The organism is Caldalkalibacillus mannanilyticus JCM 10596 (assembly GCF_000615945.1).
Lineage (GTDB): Bacteria > Bacillota > Bacilli > Caldalkalibacillales > JCM-10596 > Bacillus_AT > Bacillus_AT mannanilyticus.
Window position 1 is genome coordinate 1 of the sequence record NZ_BAMO01000028.1, and the last position, 17,864, is coordinate 17,864.

The following is a 17,864-nucleotide window of genomic DNA, read 5'->3' on the forward strand; positions in this document are numbered from 1 at the left end:
GGAACCGTAGGAATCTACGGGGATAGCTTGGTCAATAAGAGAAACCTCTGTTGGCGAAGAAATATGCTAACAAGTACGCTCTATTCCCAAGAATCTCCCACTTCAAACAACCCGAAAGGGTGTTAAGTGGTGAGTAGTTCAAGTAATAGCCTAGGAGGATAAAAATGAGGAAGACATTACTATTGATTCTCTTGACTGCGCTGCTTTTTTTGGGGTGTACCCATCCCGAAACGATTTCTTACAACGGCTATATCATAGCGTCCGATAGCATTAATAATGGAGAAAGAGTCTACTTATTAATGTGGGATGTTACAAAAGAAGAAGTTGAAACTATTCATTACGAAACATTATTAGCGAATAATGATCAATGTATTTTAGTCGTATATGATCCAGATGATAAAAAACTAAATAAATTCAAAGTTGGTGATAAAATTATTGTAAGTACAAGAGATAAATTAGATGAAACAAGAGAAGTCAGAGCTACTAAAATTGAATTAGACACTACTACTGATGTTACTTTAAAAAAAGTTCTATACTAATCTGTATTTTGGGGTATAAAAAATTAAAGGATGCTTAGTACGATGATTCAAAGAAAAAGTTTGAACAATATACTAAATAAATCTTTTACTTCCCTCTATTCCCAAACAGGAATAGAGGGATTTTTTTATTTCGGGTTTACCTTACATAATAATGTTTATGTAAAAATTCAGTTTCTAAAACTATCAACTTTTTTATAAACGATTCACTTTTTTCAAAACGGTGCAACTTTATTTTAAATCTACATAGGATCAATTGCTGCGCAGTAGACCCATACTGCGAAATAAAATATCTGCATACTGATACAACTTATCAAAGTCTAGTTAAACGTTTTTCAAAATTCACCTTAAACAACAGAATAGAATCAATATTTACAGCAAAATTGTGGTCACTGATATTAAAATTAGTTACAAACTCGTCAGATCTTTCACGAGCCATAATGGTCGGACGGATAGTGTCTCCAATAGCGTCCTGAGTTACAGCACTTCCATAGAAATACCAGTTAGTTTCAGTAGGCTCCTGTCCCCACGAACCTCTTAAACTCTTGGGGGAATGCTAGGTCTACTGGTTCGTTTATGTTTTACCACCCTGCGACAGATGCTTATATCATCGGAAGCTTAAATCAATCGGGTTATGGTCAAAAAGGAATTAGGCTAATGCTTCGAATTGCGGATAAACTTTTTAAAGCTACAAAGAACTCGGCTTTAGTAGTGTGAAATAACTGGTGTCGGTACTTATACTTCTTGTAAAGTGTAAGTACCGTCTCTTTGGTTGAACAGTACAAACATACTGTTGAAGAAATTCCTTCTAGAGAGACGGTTACATTTAAAGTGATCGTCTTTTCGCATTTGACTCTTACTGCGCAAGCAAGTGTATTTTTTGTTAATATCCACTAATGATATAATGAATTAATAAATTAGAAGTATTTGGAGGAACTATGCTTACATTTGATCAAAAACTTGCAATTATTGAGTCTTTCCCAGAATTAGAACGCCGCGATGTATCGCTAAATCGTGTTAATTTTCATTATGTGGGAGGCGACAGTGATAAAAAAAATGTCGTATACCATTTGCATCCAAACGGAAATGGCTTTATTTATGCTGCAACACTTAAAGTGCCGAAAAAAGACACTAAAGGGATGGTTAATATCCGTGATTTTTCAGAAGAAGAATTACGTTCGCTCATTAAACGCTCAATTGACTCTCTGCGATCAAACGCAGTTAGTGAAGTAGAGGAAACATTTCAAAATATTGATGAAATATGGATGGACAAAGAAGGGCATAAGCTTACTATTATTCTTGAAGATGACATGTGGAACGTCTATGCAGGTGAACAACTAGACGGAACGTTTCCATCGTATAATGAAGCGAAGCAATATTTACTTGAAGAAGGATTTAAGCCGAAGCGAAAGTTTGATAAACAAACGAATTAATATTATTAACAAGGAAGAGATGGCCAGCATTGTGACCATCTCTTCCGTCCTTACTCATTCTTTCGTGTAAGGTTTTTTTATTTGCAATAAATCACTACATTAATTTTACAAGCACAATAGCTGAATAAGATTTTCGCTTTTTCCCTATTAAACAGTAGACTAATACTGCGCAAGCTAGCTAACAAACTACTCATAGATACGAGTAGTTTATCAATATCCTCACACCAAATTTGTTATTTTCTGGCATGATTTATTTATGAAGGTTCACAAGATTGTGAAGGATTTCACTTAAACTAACGAAGCAGGAATGTTGAGGAAGAACATTTACAAATTGATAAATCAATAATACAAAAAAAAACAGGTATAAGCATTTTTTTGTCGAAGTTAATTTGGTAAAAAATTCGAGGTGGGAAAGAAATGGGCGAGCTTATAATTAAAAAATTCGAAAATGAAATAAATGATTTGGTCTCATTCATGACCAATAATTCTTGGAATTATCATTCAGACCCAAAACCTTCATATGAGCAAATTACTAAAGGATTTAATAATGGTTGGTATCAAGAAGAAAGAGAAACTTATTGGATTGAATATCACAATGAAAAAATTGGATTAATTATTATTCATGACATAAATGACACTATTCCTTTGTTTGATATTCGCTTAGGAAACAATGTAAGAGGAAAAGGTTTTGGAACAAAAGCAGTGCAATGGATTGTTGAATATATTTTTAGTTTGCCAGATAAAAAAATAAGGATTGAGGCATACACTAGAAGTGATAACTTAGCTATGAGAAAACACTAACTAATTGTGGGTTTGTTAAAGAAGGATACCTACGATACGCATGGGAAAATAATGATGGTAGTGTTTCAGACTCAATGTGCTATGCAATGATTAGAAGTGATTGGGAAAACAAATTAGTAACCCCTATAAAACTTCACGATTTACCTTTCTAAGTATCTATCTTGTTAAGCTAACGAATGCTTATATTCAATAAGAAAAGGAAAAACAACAGATTCACTTGCTGCGCAGTACAACGATACTATGCAATAGAAAAAGACTATTTCATAATCGAGTGCGATTATTGAAGATCATTAGTCTAGTTCCTCGGAAAAACACAGAGGTAGGGAGTATAAATAATTTTGCCTGCAAAACTAAAAGACCGTTTCATAAGCCCTAAATTAAGAAAAGCTTCTACTGAAGCCCTTTCGAAGATGTCGTCTAGTACTTTCTTATTCAGTAACAAAGCCTAGTGAAAAAGGTTTCTTCTTCACTAGGCATTTGCCTTGTTTTTTATTGTGTTGTTCTTTCGAGTACGTTTTTTCTTTCAATTCCTTACTTCATTGTTTATCAACTATTCAAACATCATTATTTTTGGGTCTTTGGCACAACAGTGTACAAGAATTGCATGCAGTTGACCTCTGTGGTGATAGATGTGAGATAAAATTTCTAATAACCATTCATAGCGTGAGTATGTAACACCCCAAAAAGAAGTAATTTCTTGTTGGAGTTCTTGCTCCGTGTAATTCAAATACTTTTCTTCAAGCAGTTCAAAATTCTGGATTAAACCGTTTTTTAGTTCACTTCTAGTTTTATATGTTACAGATGAATAGAATATATTCATCTCTTCCTGTGTTGCACCGTTTGCGATTAGCAAATCCGCTTTACAAATAATTGCAATATGCTCAAGCAGCTCGCCAATGGATCGCTTATCAGCTGACGGTTTTTTTTGCAAATCGCTCTCTTCTAATTTGTCAATAATCTCTATCGTCTTTGCTAAAGCTATTTTAATCTGATTTAACGCACTTCTACAATATATATTCATAGCTCTCCCTTATACTCTTTAGCTCTTTTTTCTATTTTAAGCCCCTTCATGAGAACTTCTAACCCCTAGTCGACCAAATTCTATAATATAGTTAGCCACCTCTTTCATTGGCTTTCTATTCTTCATACTGTAGTTTCTCAGTTTCTCATAGGCTTCTTCTTCACTAATCTTATAGGATTGCATAAGAATTCCTTTTGCTTTCTCTACTTTTTTCCTCATTTCCATTTTTGCTTGGAGATCCTTAATGTTACCAGACAAGGCTTTCACTCTTTCAGATTGACCTAAAGCAATTTCGACAGCAGGTATCAAATCACGTTCAGAGATTGGTTTCACTAAGTACCTACGATATTGGCATTCCTAGCTTCCTTAATAAGCTCTGTTTCACTGTACGCCGTCAAAAGCAAAACGGGGATTCCGAAGGAGGACTGAATAATTTTGCTTGCTTTAATCCCATTCATTTTGGGCATCTTGATATCCATCACGATAAGATCGGATGATGCGTAGCTGCCAATTCAATAGCCAAATCTCCCGTATTGGCTTCCCCCACAACATCATATCCAGCTTCGCTGAGCATTTCCTTAATATCCATGCGTAAGATTGATTCATCATCGACTACAAGAATGCGTGGTCTACTCACAGTATCTCCTCCTGTCTAAAGGGGAAGGTGACAGAGGCTACGGTTCCCCCTCCTCCCCATAGCTTCCATTCGAATACACCCGATAAATCGTATTGTGTTAGGTTTTTGACAATTTCCAAGCCTAATTGATCCGCTTTTTCCGTTTCTTGCATTCCAATTCCGTTATCTCGAACAAACAAATGAATTTGCTGATCAAGCAAATAGAGTCCCACTGAAATCTGCCCTGTTGCCCTTCCCTTGAACGCATGCTTCAAACAGTTTTGTAGCAATTCCGTTAAAATTAAGGCAAGGGAAACGGCTTGGTCAGAGTGTAGTGAAAGAGGTTCTGTTTCCAGTTCAAGCTGAATCCTACATTCAGAGTGGGGTAAATTGTGAATGACCGTTTTAGCTATTTTGTGAATAATTTCGTCCATATTGACTCGCTCTATCCCACTGTACGAAAGCACCTCATGAACTGTCGCAATGCTCGTAATACGATTCAGGCTTTCCTGATACGATTGCTTGGCTTCTTCGCTCACTCCACGTCGCATCTGTAAGCGAAGAAGGCTCCCTACTGTTTGTAAGTTGTTTTTTACTCGATGATGAATCTCTTTAATCACGGCTGACTTAACCATCAATTGGCGTTCTTTATTACGGAGGTCGGTCACATCCCGAAAAGCAAGTAAGATACGATCTCCCTTGTCGCCTTTTTTCTTCAGACAAATGGCTCGAAGAATAAACACTTTCTCTAAATAGTGGATTTCCCTCTGGACAAAAGCATCATGTTTGTAATCGCTGATATCAATAAAGGGCAGGCACTCATGGATACGGCTATTCATATAGTTTTTCAATTTAAGTTGACCGTAGCCCTCAATCAAGCCGATGGCAAAGTTATTGGCATACAGGATGCATCCATCCTCACGCAACAGGATAAGCGCCTCTTCGATAATGTCTGGGATTGCCTGCTCCTTGGTGATAAAATCCCAAAATGTGCGGTAAAATTCCTCCGTGGTTTCTGATAAAATCGCCAGTTCGTTCTCCCGTTTAACCTGCAAAGTAATTTCTTGCTCTAGAATAAGTAAACCGATTGTTTTTCCAGATTGGTTGCAGATGGTCGTGACATTCTGCTTCACATGCTTTCCCTCATGGTCAATGCTCGATGTGCCATCGTCGGCTTTCCTGAACGGTAGGCACGAAAGACAGCAGGCTCATAGGGTTCAAAAATTTCCTTTCCTACCACACTTGTCTTATACAAGGAATCAATTGTGGTGGGCACAGCTTCTGCCACGACGATCATCGTTTTCCCATTCCGCTTAGGACAATCGATAAACACATTCGCTTGAGCAAGGTCAGCGATGTTTTGAAGCATTTCAAATTTGATAACAATTTGAGCAATATCTTCTTTCGTCAAGGAAGTATAAGCGCGGCACAGTTCTTCAATCCGTTGCTTAGTTTCCATCGGCATGACTCCTTTTGTCAGGATCGCTATGAAAGAGCAAATCCTTCACCAATTCTAGCTCCTCTAAAAAAGACAAGCCAGTTTTGGACTTAACTATACTAAATAATCTGACAATTGTAAACGGAATCTTTGCTTTACTGTAACAGGGTCATCACGTTTTTGACCGATTGAGCAGAACGATTCAAGCCCTCTCGCTCCTCTGCTGTCAATTGAAGTTCTAAAATCCTTTCTATCCCCTTACCACCAAGAACGGTTGGCACACCCAGATACATATTCTCATAGCCATATTCTCCTTCCAGAAAAGCAATGGCAGGGAGAATTCTCTTTTTGTCCTTCAGAATAGCTTCCGCCATCTGAACAAGGGAAGCGGCTGGTGCATAATAGGCACTCCCATTCCCCAACAGGTTTACAATTTCTCCACCACCCTTACGTGTCCGTTCCACAATAGCATCAAGACGCTCTTGAGGGATTAGCTTCTCTAGAGGAATGCCTCCTGCATAGGAGTAACGCACAAGCGGCACCATATCATCCCCATGTCCGCCCAGCACAAAACCAGAAACATCTTCAACCGACACATCCAATTCTTCCGCTACAAAAGTAACAAAACGAGCCGTATCCAAGACCCCAGATTGACCAATGACACGATTTTTGGGAAAGCCCGTTTCTTTATAGCAGACATAGGTCATCGCATCTACGGGATTACTCAGCACAAGAATATAGCTATTGGGGGCATACTTGGCCACATTTTGGGCTACAGTACGCATAATCCCTGCATTAATGGTAACTAGATCATCTCGGCTCATACCCGGTTTACGAGCAATTCCTGCTGTAATAATGACTAAATCCGCTTCGTGAATATCTTCATAACAAGAGGTTCCCCTAATCCGACTATCAAATCCTTGAACCGGGCTCGCTTCTAGCAAATCCAATGCCTTTCCTTTTGTCGGATTCTCTTGTTCTGGAATATCTAACAGAACGATATCACCTAATTCTTTCTGTGCTAACATTAAAGCCGCTGTAGCACCGGTAAACCCTGCTCCTATGACAGCGATTTTTCTCCTCTTAAACACCATGCTTCCCTCCTTCTAGAACATTTTGTCACGTACAAACCGTCGGTAAGACTCCTTCCTCTATGCTGAAGCACTCTCATCCTTTGTTTCAAATTCATCTGATAGGGGACGTAGATTCTTTGATCCGACTAAAAAGTAATAGAGAATAGATAGAGTGAAAATAATAACGATCGCAGAAAGTAACGAGATTTCAACACCGAAAATCGGTAGATTGGTTGTTAGAATGCTATACTTAATGACGCAAAAGAGGGAGAAGAACCCCAGAGCCAAAGCGATACCAGGAACAATTGGATACATGACTTTGAACGGACGATCCATATTTGGCTCTTTTCTTCTTAAGACAAATAATGAAAGCAGGCTCAGACAATACATTAGCACTGCTCCAAAAACAGAAATGATGATCAAAGCATCGGCAAAGGTAGCTGATCCTGCACAGATTACACCGATCGTTCCAGGGACAATCAATCCCCAATGAGGGATCCCCCTATTGGAAAGACGGGATAAAAAACGAGGGAAATACCCCGCTCGAGCCAAGGCATAGGTTTGACGAGAGTATCCGATAATAATCCCATGCAGACTAGCGATTAAACCGAATAGACCAATCACAGCTAAGAGTTTAGGTAGATAATGGGTGTCTCCATAGACGCTTGCTAAGGCTTGTGGCAATGGATAATCTGCTGGAGCTCCTGTTCCTCCGCCAAGACCGGCTGTGACCAAGAGGGTAAAGACCGTAGCAATCCCTAGAGTGATAATCCCTGAGATAAAGCCTTTGGGAATATCTCTGCGCGGATTTTCCACTTCCTCTGCCGCCATGGCTCCACCTTCTATAGCTAAAAAGAGCCAAATAGCAAACGGGATCGCTGCCATAAATCCTGTGGCTCCTCCAATAAAGGAGTGCTCATTAAAAATGTTTGCTGACTGAACATGGGGTAAGCCAGCTACGTAGTAGATGGACAAACCAATTAGGGCAAGAATGGTAGCTACTAGCTCAATCAGGGCAGCTCCCTTCACCCCAATCAAATTAACGAGGATAAAAAAGACAAACACCCCGACGGTCGCATAAACAGTTGATACTAGGGACCAGAAAATGAATATACGCTCCTGTCGCCACCGCAATGGCTGGAGGAGCAAAAACAAACTCAAGTAAGCAGGCAATACCTGCTATATATCCTGCAAAAGGACCCATTGCTTTGCGTGCATAGGCAGACGGGCCTCCTGCATTGGGAATCGATGTAGAGAGTTCGGCATAGCTAAAAATAAAGGTGGTATAAAAAATAGTGATAATCACTGCGGCAATGACCATGCCAATAATGCCACCTTGCTCGAATCCGTAATTCCAGCCGAAATATTGCCCTGAAATAACCATCCCCACTGCAATTGCCCATAGATGGATGGGCTTTAAGCTTTTTTTCAAGCTGTTTTGGTGATCCATCCGAAATCCCTCCTCTAATTACACATGATTTTGTTCATCCTCTTTTCCCGTTTCTTGATGTTTTTTTCTGCGATTTTTGGGTGGGTCTGCTTGTCCCTGCCCACTCTCCTTGTGAGTCGAAGCGACTTTATTTTTCACAATGACATCCACCTCGGCATCAGGACGAGCAATCAGATGCGAAGCAACAAGAATCCCCACTCGCTGAGCTGCTTCCTTTCCAGCTTCCAGCGCTGCCTGCACCGCACCCACATCCCCCTCGATAAGCACTGTGACAAGGGCTCCGTCTATCTTCTCTTGAGTGATTAAGCGAACATCTGCCGCTTTGACCATCGCATCTGCCGCTTCAATTGAACCAATCAAGCCTTTGGTTTCAATCATGCCTAGCGCTTTTGACATCTCAATCACCTGCTTTCTTCCTCTATACTATCTATAATTCCTATAACTACGGCATCAATGGGAAGATCCTTATCTACCATGATGAAGCGTGAAGCACTCCCTAGGGTGACCATTACACGATCTCCTATCCCCGCACCAATACGATCCACAGCAATAATTTGAGTATCCGTTCCTTTTCCTGTAGGTTCTTCTAATTGGACAAAAAGAAATTTGAACCCTGTTAGCCCATCCTCTTTTCTCGTTGCCCACACGTTTCCCGTGATACGACCCAAGCGCATCGACATCACTCCCCTTTATGTTCCCAGATAAGCTCCATCCCATTAGCTCTTAGGGCATCACGTGCTAATGGAGTCACAATTGTAGTTGGTGCAACTCTTATTTTTTTCACCTTCAATTGTTCTACATCTAGCTGAGTCAATAGCTTCTTCTGGTATATCATTGGTTCAGCTTCTCTTGTGAACACAATCCCTTCTAACAGCTCAGACTCTGTAATAAACTTGACTCCAAAAGAGGACAACGCCTCTTTTGAACGATAGAGAAGCTCTCGATACCTCTTTTTTCCTTCCGTTAAAAAGGAAGACCCTTGTTTTGGCTCAAGAATCCAGTTGAAACTACGCGAGGGATGTAGATAAACTTCATTCCCTGCCAAGAGGCTTTCCGCTAGCCATCTACTTGAGCTGGTTCCTGTCAGCCCTTGTGCTCCTCTGACAAGTAAATCCTGATCTACATCCAGAAAGAGAACACTCTTTTCACTCAGCTCTGGTGGATCATCTGATTCAGAATCGAATGCATAGAGAGATACCTCCCAATTATGAATCAATCTTTGTGTCAGCTCCTTTAGCTGATTCGGATCACGAGTCCCGTCATGGCAAATAAGTAAGGAGGGTTTGATCATCATACGTCTGGCTACCTCAAGCACGATTTGCTCAATCATCTGCCGCTCCATCCCTTTCACCCTCCTTCATCCCTTGAATCATGCCTCTTGAGCAGCAGACCGAACAATTCAGAGCGATACAGAGCCGCATTCGCTTCATCTGTGTCAATATGCATTTCCAGTTTATAGCGCTCAGACACACGAATAAGCACTCGGTCAAACACAATTGGACGATGGCTCTCTAGCTTCACCTGCACATACTCTCCATTCTTCACCCCATAAACCTCCGCATCTTCGGGCTTCATATGAATGTGACATTGAGCCACAATCAAGCCTTCAGGCAAATAAAGACTCCCCTTGGGACCTACAAGAGTAACGGGAGAAGAACCATGAATATCTCCCGATTCTCTTAACGGAGGCATCAAGCCTAGCTTAAGCGCATCCGTCTGACTTACTTCAACCTGTGTCTTGCCTCTAGCCGGTCCTAGCACTCGCACTCTCTCTAGACTTCCTTTGGGACCTACCACCAAGACCGTTTCCTGCGCTGCAAACTGACCCAGTTGGGATAGTTCCTTCTTTCTTGTCAACTCATATCCTCTGCCAAACAAAGCTTCAAGATGGGACTGGGACAGATGCACATGTCTTGCCGACACACCGATCGGAATTGCGGGTAAGGCTTCCTGTAACGCTTGGTACTGTAGCATCACTTTATCGATGATGGTCTGAATGATTTCTGTGTCCACCTTCATCCTCTCCTTGCTCCAGACTGTCATCCTTATTCAGCTGGCAGCTTAGGTAAAATGCTTTCTAACTCACTGTGTGGACGAGGGATGACATGAACAGACATCAATTCCCCTACTCTTTGCGCGGCGGCGGCTCCTGCTTCTGTAGCCGCTTTAACGGCTCCCACATCACCGCGGACTAATACCGTCACAATTCCTCCCCCAACATGCACCTTTCCCACCAAATGAACATTCGCCGCTTTCACCATGGCATCTGCCGCTTCCACTGAGGCAACCAACCCTTTTGTTTCAATCATTCCTAGTGCCGTAAGTTCTCTTGACATTCTACATTCCTCCTCAATTCATATCTTGTTATAGTTTAGAAACTACTTGACTCACCAATGTAGCAATCGATTCTTTGTTCACACTTTTCAATGTTCGTGCCTCTGCCAATACTTTTTCAACGACCTCTTCGATTTGCAGAGCTGACATTATAGGCTCTTGTTCAGGAGGGGCGTGGTGCATCCCTGCCTTAGGTACGTCAATATCCTTAACCCCATAAGCCAAGCGCTTGATATTCAGTAAGTGACGAGCGGTTACGTTGTCTGACGTTATATTGCCTCCAAACGAACCACAGCCTAGCGTCATAGATGGCTTTAGCTTCGTTGTCGCTCCAACTGCGCCCAGTGCCGAGGGGGTATTGACCAAGATTCTGGAAACAGGCATGTTTTGGGCAAATGACCGTGCCAACTCTTCATCCTTGGTATGAAGAGCAAGTGAATGTCCCCTCCCTCCCAAATGTAATAGCCTTTGACAAATCATCTCTGCCTCGTTCCTGCCTTCCACCGTGTAGAAAGCAAATACAGGTGCTAGTTTTTCAATGGAAAAGGGAATTTCCTTTCCTACTTTCGTTTCATCCGCTATCAGTAAGCTTGTCTCTTCTGGTACTTGGATTCCAGCTAACCGGGCAATTACCTTCGCACTCTGTCCAACTATTTTAGGATTTAGCTTCCCAGGGGAGGGTGAGATCACTGGTTCGACTTTCTTTTTCTCCTCGGGAGTCAGGAAATGAGCCCCGTGTTTTTTAAATTCCCGAACCACAATCTCTCGAATGTTGCGGTCTACGACTATGGATTGTTCAGAGGCACAAATGGTTCCATGATCAAATGTTTTACTATCCACAATCCGTTTAACAGCCAATGAAACCTCTGCTGTTTTTTCAATGTAAACCGGAACATTGCCTGGTCCAACGCCATACGCAGGCTTGCCTGAACTATAGGCTGCTCGGACAAGTCCACTTCCCCCTGTGGCAAGGATCAGATTCACATCCCGATGCTTTAACAACGCTTCTGTCGTTTCCATCGTCGGTAAGCTAACCCATCCTATCAAGCCCTCGGGAGCTCCTGCCTGGATCGCTGCCTGCAAACAAATTCTAGCCGCTTCCACCGTGCATTTGGCGGCAGAAGGGTGGGGACTAAACACAATAGCATTGCGGGCTTTTACGGCTGTTAAACTCTTGAATATAGCTGTGGATGTCGGGTTGGTTACAGGGACGATCCCCGCTATCACGCCAAAGGGGGCAGCCACCTCTACTATGTTTTCTTCTCTGCTCTCACGTATGACCCCAACGGTCTTTTCTTCAGCAATCGATTGATAAACCTCTCTTGAGGCAACCTGATTCTTTATCGCTTTGTGCTCGATCACTCCCAAGCCTGATTCTTCTACAGCCATTTGCGCCAAGTCATACGCCTTGTTATAAGCAGCCTCTGCCATTGCCTGCACAATTCTGTCCACCTGCTCCTGCGAATAGGATTCAAATTTCTGCTGTGCTTCCTTGGCTCTTGCTACGGCTCTTCTCATCTCCTGAAGAGATTGCAAATCTTGATCCAGCTGCATGTGTACCACTCTCCTTTCTATCTGTAAGCGATGGGGGTTTGGGCAATATCAATCACCTGCTCACGAAAAGCTTCTGCCGCGGATTGGCAAGCAGATTGACTCCCTGTGAGCAAACCCCCACCAAAATTCGTTTCTGAGGGAGGTCCAAAGAAAGTAACCAATTGAACATCCGCCTTCTTTAATGCGGCATCAAGTCCGTACATGGCTTCAAGTGGAGGGGCAATTAAGTAAGCCAAGGGCTCTCCCTCCTTGATTCCTGCTAAATGAGATAGATAGCTCCCTGTACGTGCTATCACATGGGCATACAGTGCGTGACTCCCCTCCTCATTCAGTGCTTCAAAATAAGCTTCGGATTCTATCGTCTGGCGTGCGGCATCAAGTCCACTGCTGACCTCATCAGGAGTCGGGCCTGCTAAAATACCAAGAAACTCTCCCGAAAGAGGACCTGAAGCATGACTCGCTCCTGCATAAAAAGATCGTGCGTACACCACTTCTACCTCCGCTCTTTTGGTCGCCTCATCCAAAGCCGTATAGCCCACATCATCAATAGTGACTGTAATCATCCTAAGCTGCGATAATCGGATTTTCCTTGCCACTGTTTCAATAAGGCTGTATCGGCATTAGGAATGAGGCGTGCTGCCAAAATCTCCGCTTTTATGGGTCTTAGTTTCATAGTCATCTCCTGCTACCCTCCTTTCTGTACAAGTGCAATTCCGCTGGCTTTGTATTTCAGAATCTTCTGAACAAGATTGCCAAGATACGCCCCAGCCTCCACAGGTGGAATTCCTCCTTCGTGAATATTAGAAATAACCATTCTCTCTGCTTCAATGGTTCCTTTTCTCGGCTTATAACATAGATAAGCACTTAATGATTCTGCACTCATTAAGCCCGGTCGTTCTCCGATCAAGAGAACAATCGCTTCCGGTTCCAGGAGTTCACCAACCTCATCCATAACAGCCACTCGCCCTTTATTAATAAAAAAAGGGGTCCCCTGCTGAAGCCCAAGCTGCTGTAGCGACTGCTGTAAGGAAAAGTACACATCCTCTACATTTTTCTCAATCGCCTGCGAGCTAAGCCCATCTGAAACAATAATCTGAACAAGGGGCTGAGAAGTACATCGTTCCCGAATGAGCCTTTTCGCCTCTTCACTAAGTCGTCTACCTAAATCGGGGCGCCGAATATATTCCTCCTTATCCCTGACCAGCGTTTCTACACTAAAAAATCCAAGGGAGTCTAGTAATTCTTGGGCAACTTCACCATAAACCGCATCGACAGCAGCAGCATGATCCAACCTAAAGCGCAGCCATGTCTCTGTTTTGGGTCTGACTCCTGCTCGTCCAATTCCAATCCTTGCCGGAGTCTTTGTCACCAGTTCAGATAACAGGTCAGCAGAAATGGGCTTCTCAACTCCCAGCCTCGTTGTCAATGGCGGCAGTTCCCTCTCCAGTTCCTTTGCTTGCTTCTGTGGCAGTGGGATGCTTTTACTCTCCGCTTGAGAGCTTTCAACCGCTTGAGAGCTTTCAACCACATGATCCCAGACCTTGACCATGCCACTTGCTGGAGAATCCATCTTCTCCAGAACCATTCGAGTCACTGTATCTATTAATTGGGTGTCCATCCTTCCTCCCCCTAACGTGAAAATATTGTAGGATCACCAGCTAAATCCGTCAATTGACCATTCTCCATTATTCCCATCTGCTCTAGCCATTTCTCGAACAATGGGGCAGGTCTGCGTCCAAGTGTCTGCCGAATGGTTGCCACATCATGATAGCTCAGGGACTGGTAGTTCAGCATACAATCATCCCCCATTGGAGTAGCGATGATGAAATTAACCCCAGCTGCTGCCAGTAATACTCCCAAATCCTCCATATCATTCTGATCCGCACGAATATGGTTGGTATAGCAAACATCACAGCCCATAGAGATGCCATGCATTTTCCCCATAAAATGATCCTCTAAGCCTGCTCGTATCACCTGCTTATGATCGTACAAATATTCTGGTCCAATAAAGCCCACAACAGTGTTCAAAATATACGGATCATACTTTCTAGCAAAACCATAGTTACGGGCTTCCATCGTCAGTTGATCAATGCCATAATGACATTCTGCTGAAAGCTCAGATCCTTGACCTGTTTCAAAATACAATCTTTGAGGTCCTGTACCGGTTCCCCATTTACGGATTAAATCATTCGCTTCATCCAGTAGAGAGGCTGTAATTCCAAAGGAACGATTCGCTGCCTCCGTTCCCGCAATGCTTTGAAAAATCATGTCTGCTGGTGCCCCCTGCTCAATCGCTTTCATCTGCGTTGTGACATGTGCCAAAACACAGTTTTGGGTGGGAATTTGCCAAACCTGCATAAAATCATGGGTAGCATGAAGCAATCTTTTGACGCTTTCTACAGAATCATCAACGGGATTAATTCCTATGACAGCATCTCCTATCCCATAGGCCAACCCTTCTTTTAACGAAGCAAGCACTCCTTCTACATTGTCTGTTGGATGGTTAGGCTGTAGGCGAGAAGCCAGTACTCCCTTCTGTCCTATGGCAATATTACACTTGGTAATTACCTCAAACTTATGAGCGGCATGGATGAGATCTAGATTGGACATGATTTTGGTGACCGCCGCAATCATTTCACTAGTTAAGCCTCTACTGAGCCGAAGCAGATCCTCTCCTGTCGTGCGGTGATCCAAAATTCGCTCTCGTAATTCTGATACTGTCCAGCTCTTTACCTTTGTATAAATTTGTTCATTCACTTGCTCCTCAATCATACGGGACACTTCATCTTCCTCCGCCGGCAGTAAGGGGTGATCACGAATAGTAGCAAGTGTTAGAGAGCTAAGAACCTGCTTTGCCGCAATTCGCTCCTGCACACTCTCAGCGGCTAGTCCTGCCAAACGATCTCCGGATTTTTCTTCATTTGCCTTGGCAAAAATCTCTTTTAGATCTTTGAATTGATAGCTTGTTCCTAACAAATTCGTTTTTAAAATCATGATCTTCTCCTCCTTTCTACGTGTGAAACGCCAGTGTTTTGACAACCACAGGTACAACATCGCTATGCAGTTTTTTACCTATATCAAGATAATCCCCGTTCTCGACCTTAATCTGGTCAATACATATAACAGGTCGTTGGGGCTGTATGCCTCGCAGGGTTTGCCCAATAACCTGAGCTAGATCAAGGTCCATCAGGAGAACTAAGGGCTCCTCTTGGTTGGGCTGTTGGGCAAAGGCTTCAGCTAACCACGCAGACAATTGCTGAATCTCCCGAAAGCGAAGGACAGGAAGGTCGGAAAGATATAGGGAAAAATTGTTCCCCTCTCTTGCTGTGTCAAATAGGGAAATCGCCTGCTCCACTGCTTCCATCAAGAGTTGCTGAGCATGATCAATTCCACAATCCAAGCGGATAGAATAGATTGGTAGATTTCTAAGCGGCAATAGATCCGCTTCCACCTGAATGGTTGCTCCACTAATTTCGGTCGTTTGCATTCCAGCTCCAAGAACGGTTGCACGTACCGTTTCCAAAGGGGATACCCATTGCCATCTCTTCAAACCCTCGTGCGCTTTCAATGCTTCCGCCAACCACATGCCGATGTCATGAAAAGAGGTCCCTACTAATTTCCCTTCGTTCTCATTTGCTTGCTGGATACATTGACCTACTCCTCCTGAAAACATGATGACATCCACTGTATTCTGCCAATTTGGCTCCTGCCCCAGTAAGAGCATATGGTCGAATGGTTCCATACTTCCTGTCAATACTCTCTCTATAGCTTCCGTCATATACCGAATGAGCGGCATGACTTGTGTCTTTTCAATCCTCTCCCCTATAGACAGTGAACATCCCAGCTTCAGAGCCAATGGTTCTATGGACAAAGCCATGTTCTTAAGCCGTCTGTCGTCACCCTTACCATCAAATTCGATTAACCTTCCTCCAATATGAAGGGTACATGTTCCTTTGAGCACTCCAGCTTGATATACCGCTATATTGGCTGTTCCTCCACCAATATCTATATTGGCAACGGTTTTTCCTGATTCTTTGGAATAGTGATACGCTCCCGATCCCTTTGCCGCAATGATCCCTTCAAGATCGGGTCCGGCTGTCGCCACTAAAAAATCTCCTGCTTGTTTAGATAAGAGGTGCACCATCTCTTCAGCATTCTGCTTCGTCGCTGTTTCTCCAGTAATGATGATAGCTCCTGTCTGTATCTCCTGTGGCAAGATACCCGCCTTCTGATATTCCTGCTGAACAATGGACAGAACCGCTGGTAAATCAATCAATGTATTGGAGTGAAGGGGTGTCTTGTACATCGGGCTTTTGTAAATCACCTCTTTGGCGATAATTTCAATCCGTGGCACATGAGTCATGCCTGCCGTATTGGCTAATGTAAAGCGGCTGATAATTAGCTTCGTTGTACTTGTTCCGATATCAATTCCCGCACTCAGTAGCTGTTCTCTTCCCTGAGTATGAACTTGCATCTGGCTCAACCCCCACTTATCCTGGCTTTCACCCTAACTCCTCCGTCTTTCCTACACAAAAAAAGCTTGGAGTGATCATCAGTAGATCCTCACCCAAGCACCATTGCTTACTCTATTCTTTTTTTCAGTGTTGAAGGAAACAAAAAAAGCCCCTTCAACAATAACTCTCGTATTGCTGTTAGGCGCCATTGCCTTGTTTTATCCATTTGTTAATTTTCATAATACTATGTCTTTTCAGAAATGTAAACACTCTCATAGAAAAAATAAAAAATTTGATTTCTTCGAATCTATATACTCCTTCATCTCCTCCAATGTATTTTGTAAGACAAGCTGACGTATCTCTTCAATTCCTTGATCCCTAAAAACCGAGGAAACCACAACAGGTCCTCTAGGTACCGTCTTCTTTACTTCCTCTATGGCTCGTTCAATATGGGCTTCCTTAGCATCTGCTTTCGTGACAACAGCAATAGGTAGTTTGGGAATACCAGTGGAGAATCCAGGAGGGAAACTAGACTTGGTACGTGTGGCATCCTGAATATATAAGACATGGGTCACCTCCAGAGACGTCGCCATGAGCGAACGATAATACATGGGGTTTTCGATATATTCTCCTGGTGTATCGACAATCCAATCCTCATACCTGAGAGATTGTGTCTTCACTGCTTCTTGCCTACGCCCTACTAAGGCGTGGGTCAGCGTCGATTTCCCCGCACCAATGGAACCAATGATCATTGCTCGGTTTCTTGTTTTCATAAGCGACTCCTTACGATTTCGTAATGCGGGCAGGAGTATACCCCAGTTGCCCCGCTAAATAATAATTAATATGCTCCATTGCCATATCTACTTCTGCCACACTCCCCACCAAAACAAGACTACCCGTAAAGCGGTCGAGAAAACCAATCGTCACATGCGCCGCCTTGGTCGCTAAATCCCCTGCAATAATAACGGTTTCACTTGGAGTCAGAGTTAATATTCCAATGGCTCCTTCCTGCTGAATCCCCAGCTTTTCAAACATTTGAGGATCTGGGTTCGCGATCAGATGACTTAATGTCACTTGCTTTCCTGGAACAAACTCTTGAATAAAACGCTTTTTCTCCTCTGCCATTTAACAACCCTCCCACAATAAAAGCCTCA

21 protein-coding genes and 2 pseudogenes are annotated in these 17,864 nt (G+C 42.9%); 3 read left to right on the forward strand and 20 right to left on the reverse strand.

Annotated features, from left to right (window positions below):
- The first annotated feature begins 164 nt into the window (after positions 1-164).
- The 3 genes from JCM10596_RS14970 to JCM10596_RS25785 all read left to right on the forward strand — a co-directional run bounded on the left by JCM10596_RS14970 (position 165) and on the right by JCM10596_RS25785 (position 2,770).
- The gene (locus JCM10596_RS14970; RefSeq protein WP_025027836.1) at positions 165-539 is read left to right on the forward strand and encodes a hypothetical protein; all 375 of its coding nucleotides are present in this window, start codon (positions 165-167) and stop codon (positions 537-539) included.
- Between the two features lie 935 nt (positions 540-1,474).
- Entirely contained in the window at positions 1,475-1,969 is a 495-nt protein-coding gene (locus JCM10596_RS14980) for a hypothetical protein (RefSeq protein WP_025027837.1), read from the forward strand.
- Positions 1,970-2,386: 417 nt separating this feature from the next.
- Entirely contained in the window at positions 2,387-2,770 is a 384-nt protein-coding gene (locus JCM10596_RS25785) for a GNAT family N-acetyltransferase (protein ID WP_369345648.1), read from the forward strand.
- A gap of 550 nt (positions 2,771-3,320) precedes the next feature.
- On the opposite strand, the gene JCM10596_RS14990 is transcribed toward JCM10596_RS25785, so the two are convergent.
- The 20 genes and pseudogenes from JCM10596_RS14990 to eutS form a co-directional block, all read right to left on the reverse strand.
- On the reverse strand, positions 3,321-3,791 hold the full coding sequence (locus tag JCM10596_RS14990) for a DinB family protein (protein ID WP_025027838.1): 471 nt from the start codon (positions 3,789-3,791) through the stop codon (positions 3,321-3,323).
- A gap of 36 nt (positions 3,792-3,827) precedes the next feature.
- A complete protein-coding gene (locus tag JCM10596_RS31430) occupies positions 3,828-4,124 on the reverse strand; it encodes an ANTAR domain-containing response regulator (protein WP_369345649.1) in 297 nt (98 codons plus the stop codon).
- Positions 4,124-4,258, reverse strand: a complete 135-nt coding sequence (locus JCM10596_RS31435; protein ID WP_369345650.1) for a response regulator — start codon at positions 4,256-4,258, stop codon at positions 4,124-4,126. The genes JCM10596_RS31430 and JCM10596_RS31435 overlap by 1 nt, the downstream gene beginning before the upstream one ends.
- Positions 4,259-4,269: 11 nt before the next feature.
- Positions 4,270-4,428 carry a response regulator gene (locus JCM10596_RS31440; RefSeq protein WP_369345651.1) on the reverse strand — a complete coding sequence of 53 codons (159 nt, stop codon included), beginning with the start codon at positions 4,426-4,428 and terminating at the stop codon, positions 4,270-4,272.
- Positions 4,425-5,540, reverse strand: coding sequence for a sensor histidine kinase (locus JCM10596_RS25795; protein WP_051541336.1), 1,116 nt, complete (start codon positions 5,538-5,540; stop codon positions 4,425-4,427). Before JCM10596_RS25795 ends, JCM10596_RS31440 begins: the two co-directional genes overlap by 4 nt.
- Positions 5,537-5,866, reverse strand: a complete 330-nt coding sequence (locus tag JCM10596_RS28045; RefSeq protein WP_051541337.1) for a histidine kinase N-terminal domain-containing protein — start codon at positions 5,864-5,866, stop codon at positions 5,537-5,539. Before JCM10596_RS28045 ends, JCM10596_RS25795 begins: the two co-directional genes overlap by 4 nt.
- Positions 5,867-6,000: 134 nt before the next feature.
- Positions 6,001-6,939, reverse strand: a complete 939-nt coding sequence (mdh, locus tag JCM10596_RS15005) for a malate dehydrogenase (protein WP_025027839.1) — start codon at positions 6,937-6,939, stop codon at positions 6,001-6,003.
- A 57-nt stretch (positions 6,940-6,996) separates the two neighbouring features.
- Positions 6,997-8,368 (reverse strand): annotated as a pseudogene (gene eat, locus JCM10596_RS25800) (ethanolamine permease).
- Positions 8,369-8,386: 18 nt separating this feature from the next.
- Positions 8,387-8,764 carry a BMC domain-containing protein gene (locus JCM10596_RS15015; protein WP_025027840.1) on the reverse strand — a complete coding sequence of 126 codons (378 nt, stop codon included), beginning with the start codon at positions 8,762-8,764 and terminating at the stop codon, positions 8,387-8,389.
- A 5-nt stretch (positions 8,765-8,769) separates the two neighbouring features.
- Positions 8,770-9,042, reverse strand: a complete 273-nt coding sequence (locus tag JCM10596_RS15020) for a EutN/CcmL family microcompartment protein (RefSeq protein ID WP_025027841.1) — start codon at positions 9,040-9,042, stop codon at positions 8,770-8,772.
- Between the two features lie 5 nt (positions 9,043-9,047).
- A complete protein-coding gene (locus JCM10596_RS15025) occupies positions 9,048-9,710 on the reverse strand; it encodes a hypothetical protein (RefSeq protein ID WP_025027842.1) in 663 nt (220 codons plus the stop codon).
- Between the two features lie 5 nt (positions 9,711-9,715).
- Positions 9,716-10,381 (reverse strand): phosphate propanoyltransferase, encoded by a 666-nt coding sequence (gene pduL, locus JCM10596_RS15030; RefSeq protein WP_025027843.1) that lies wholly within the window; start codon positions 10,379-10,381, stop codon positions 9,716-9,718.
- A 32-nt stretch (positions 10,382-10,413) separates the two neighbouring features.
- Complete coding sequence (locus JCM10596_RS15035) at positions 10,414-10,704, reverse strand: BMC domain-containing protein (protein ID WP_025027844.1); 291 nt, start codon at positions 10,702-10,704, stop codon at positions 10,414-10,416.
- Between the two features lie 28 nt (positions 10,705-10,732).
- On the reverse strand, positions 10,733-12,256 hold the full coding sequence (locus JCM10596_RS15040; protein ID WP_025027845.1) for an acetaldehyde dehydrogenase (acetylating): 1,524 nt from the start codon (positions 12,254-12,256) through the stop codon (positions 10,733-10,735).
- Positions 12,257-12,273: 17 nt separating this feature from the next.
- Positions 12,274-12,929, reverse strand: a pseudogene (eutL, locus tag JCM10596_RS25805) (ethanolamine utilization microcompartment protein EutL).
- A gap of 12 nt (positions 12,930-12,941) precedes the next feature.
- Complete coding sequence (gene eutC, locus JCM10596_RS15050; protein WP_025027846.1) at positions 12,942-13,874, reverse strand: ethanolamine ammonia-lyase subunit EutC; 933 nt, start codon at positions 13,872-13,874, stop codon at positions 12,942-12,944.
- Positions 13,875-13,885: 11 nt separating this feature from the next.
- Positions 13,886-15,250, reverse strand: a complete 1,365-nt coding sequence (locus JCM10596_RS15055) for an ethanolamine ammonia-lyase subunit EutB (protein ID WP_025027847.1) — start codon at positions 15,248-15,250, stop codon at positions 13,886-13,888.
- 16 nt (positions 15,251-15,266) lie between these two features.
- Positions 15,267-16,730, reverse strand: coding sequence for an ethanolamine ammonia-lyase reactivating factor EutA (locus JCM10596_RS15060; protein ID WP_025027848.1), 1,464 nt, complete (start codon positions 16,728-16,730; stop codon positions 15,267-15,269).
- 252 nt (positions 16,731-16,982) lie between these two features.
- Positions 16,983-17,483 carry a EutP/PduV family microcompartment system protein gene (locus JCM10596_RS15065; protein ID WP_025027849.1) on the reverse strand — a complete coding sequence of 167 codons (501 nt, stop codon included), beginning with the start codon at positions 17,481-17,483 and terminating at the stop codon, positions 16,983-16,985.
- A gap of 10 nt (positions 17,484-17,493) precedes the next feature.
- Entirely contained in the window at positions 17,494-17,835 is a 342-nt protein-coding gene (gene eutS / locus JCM10596_RS15070; RefSeq protein ID WP_025027850.1) for an ethanolamine utilization microcompartment protein EutS, read from the reverse strand.
- Positions 17,836-17,864: the final 29 nt, after the last annotated feature.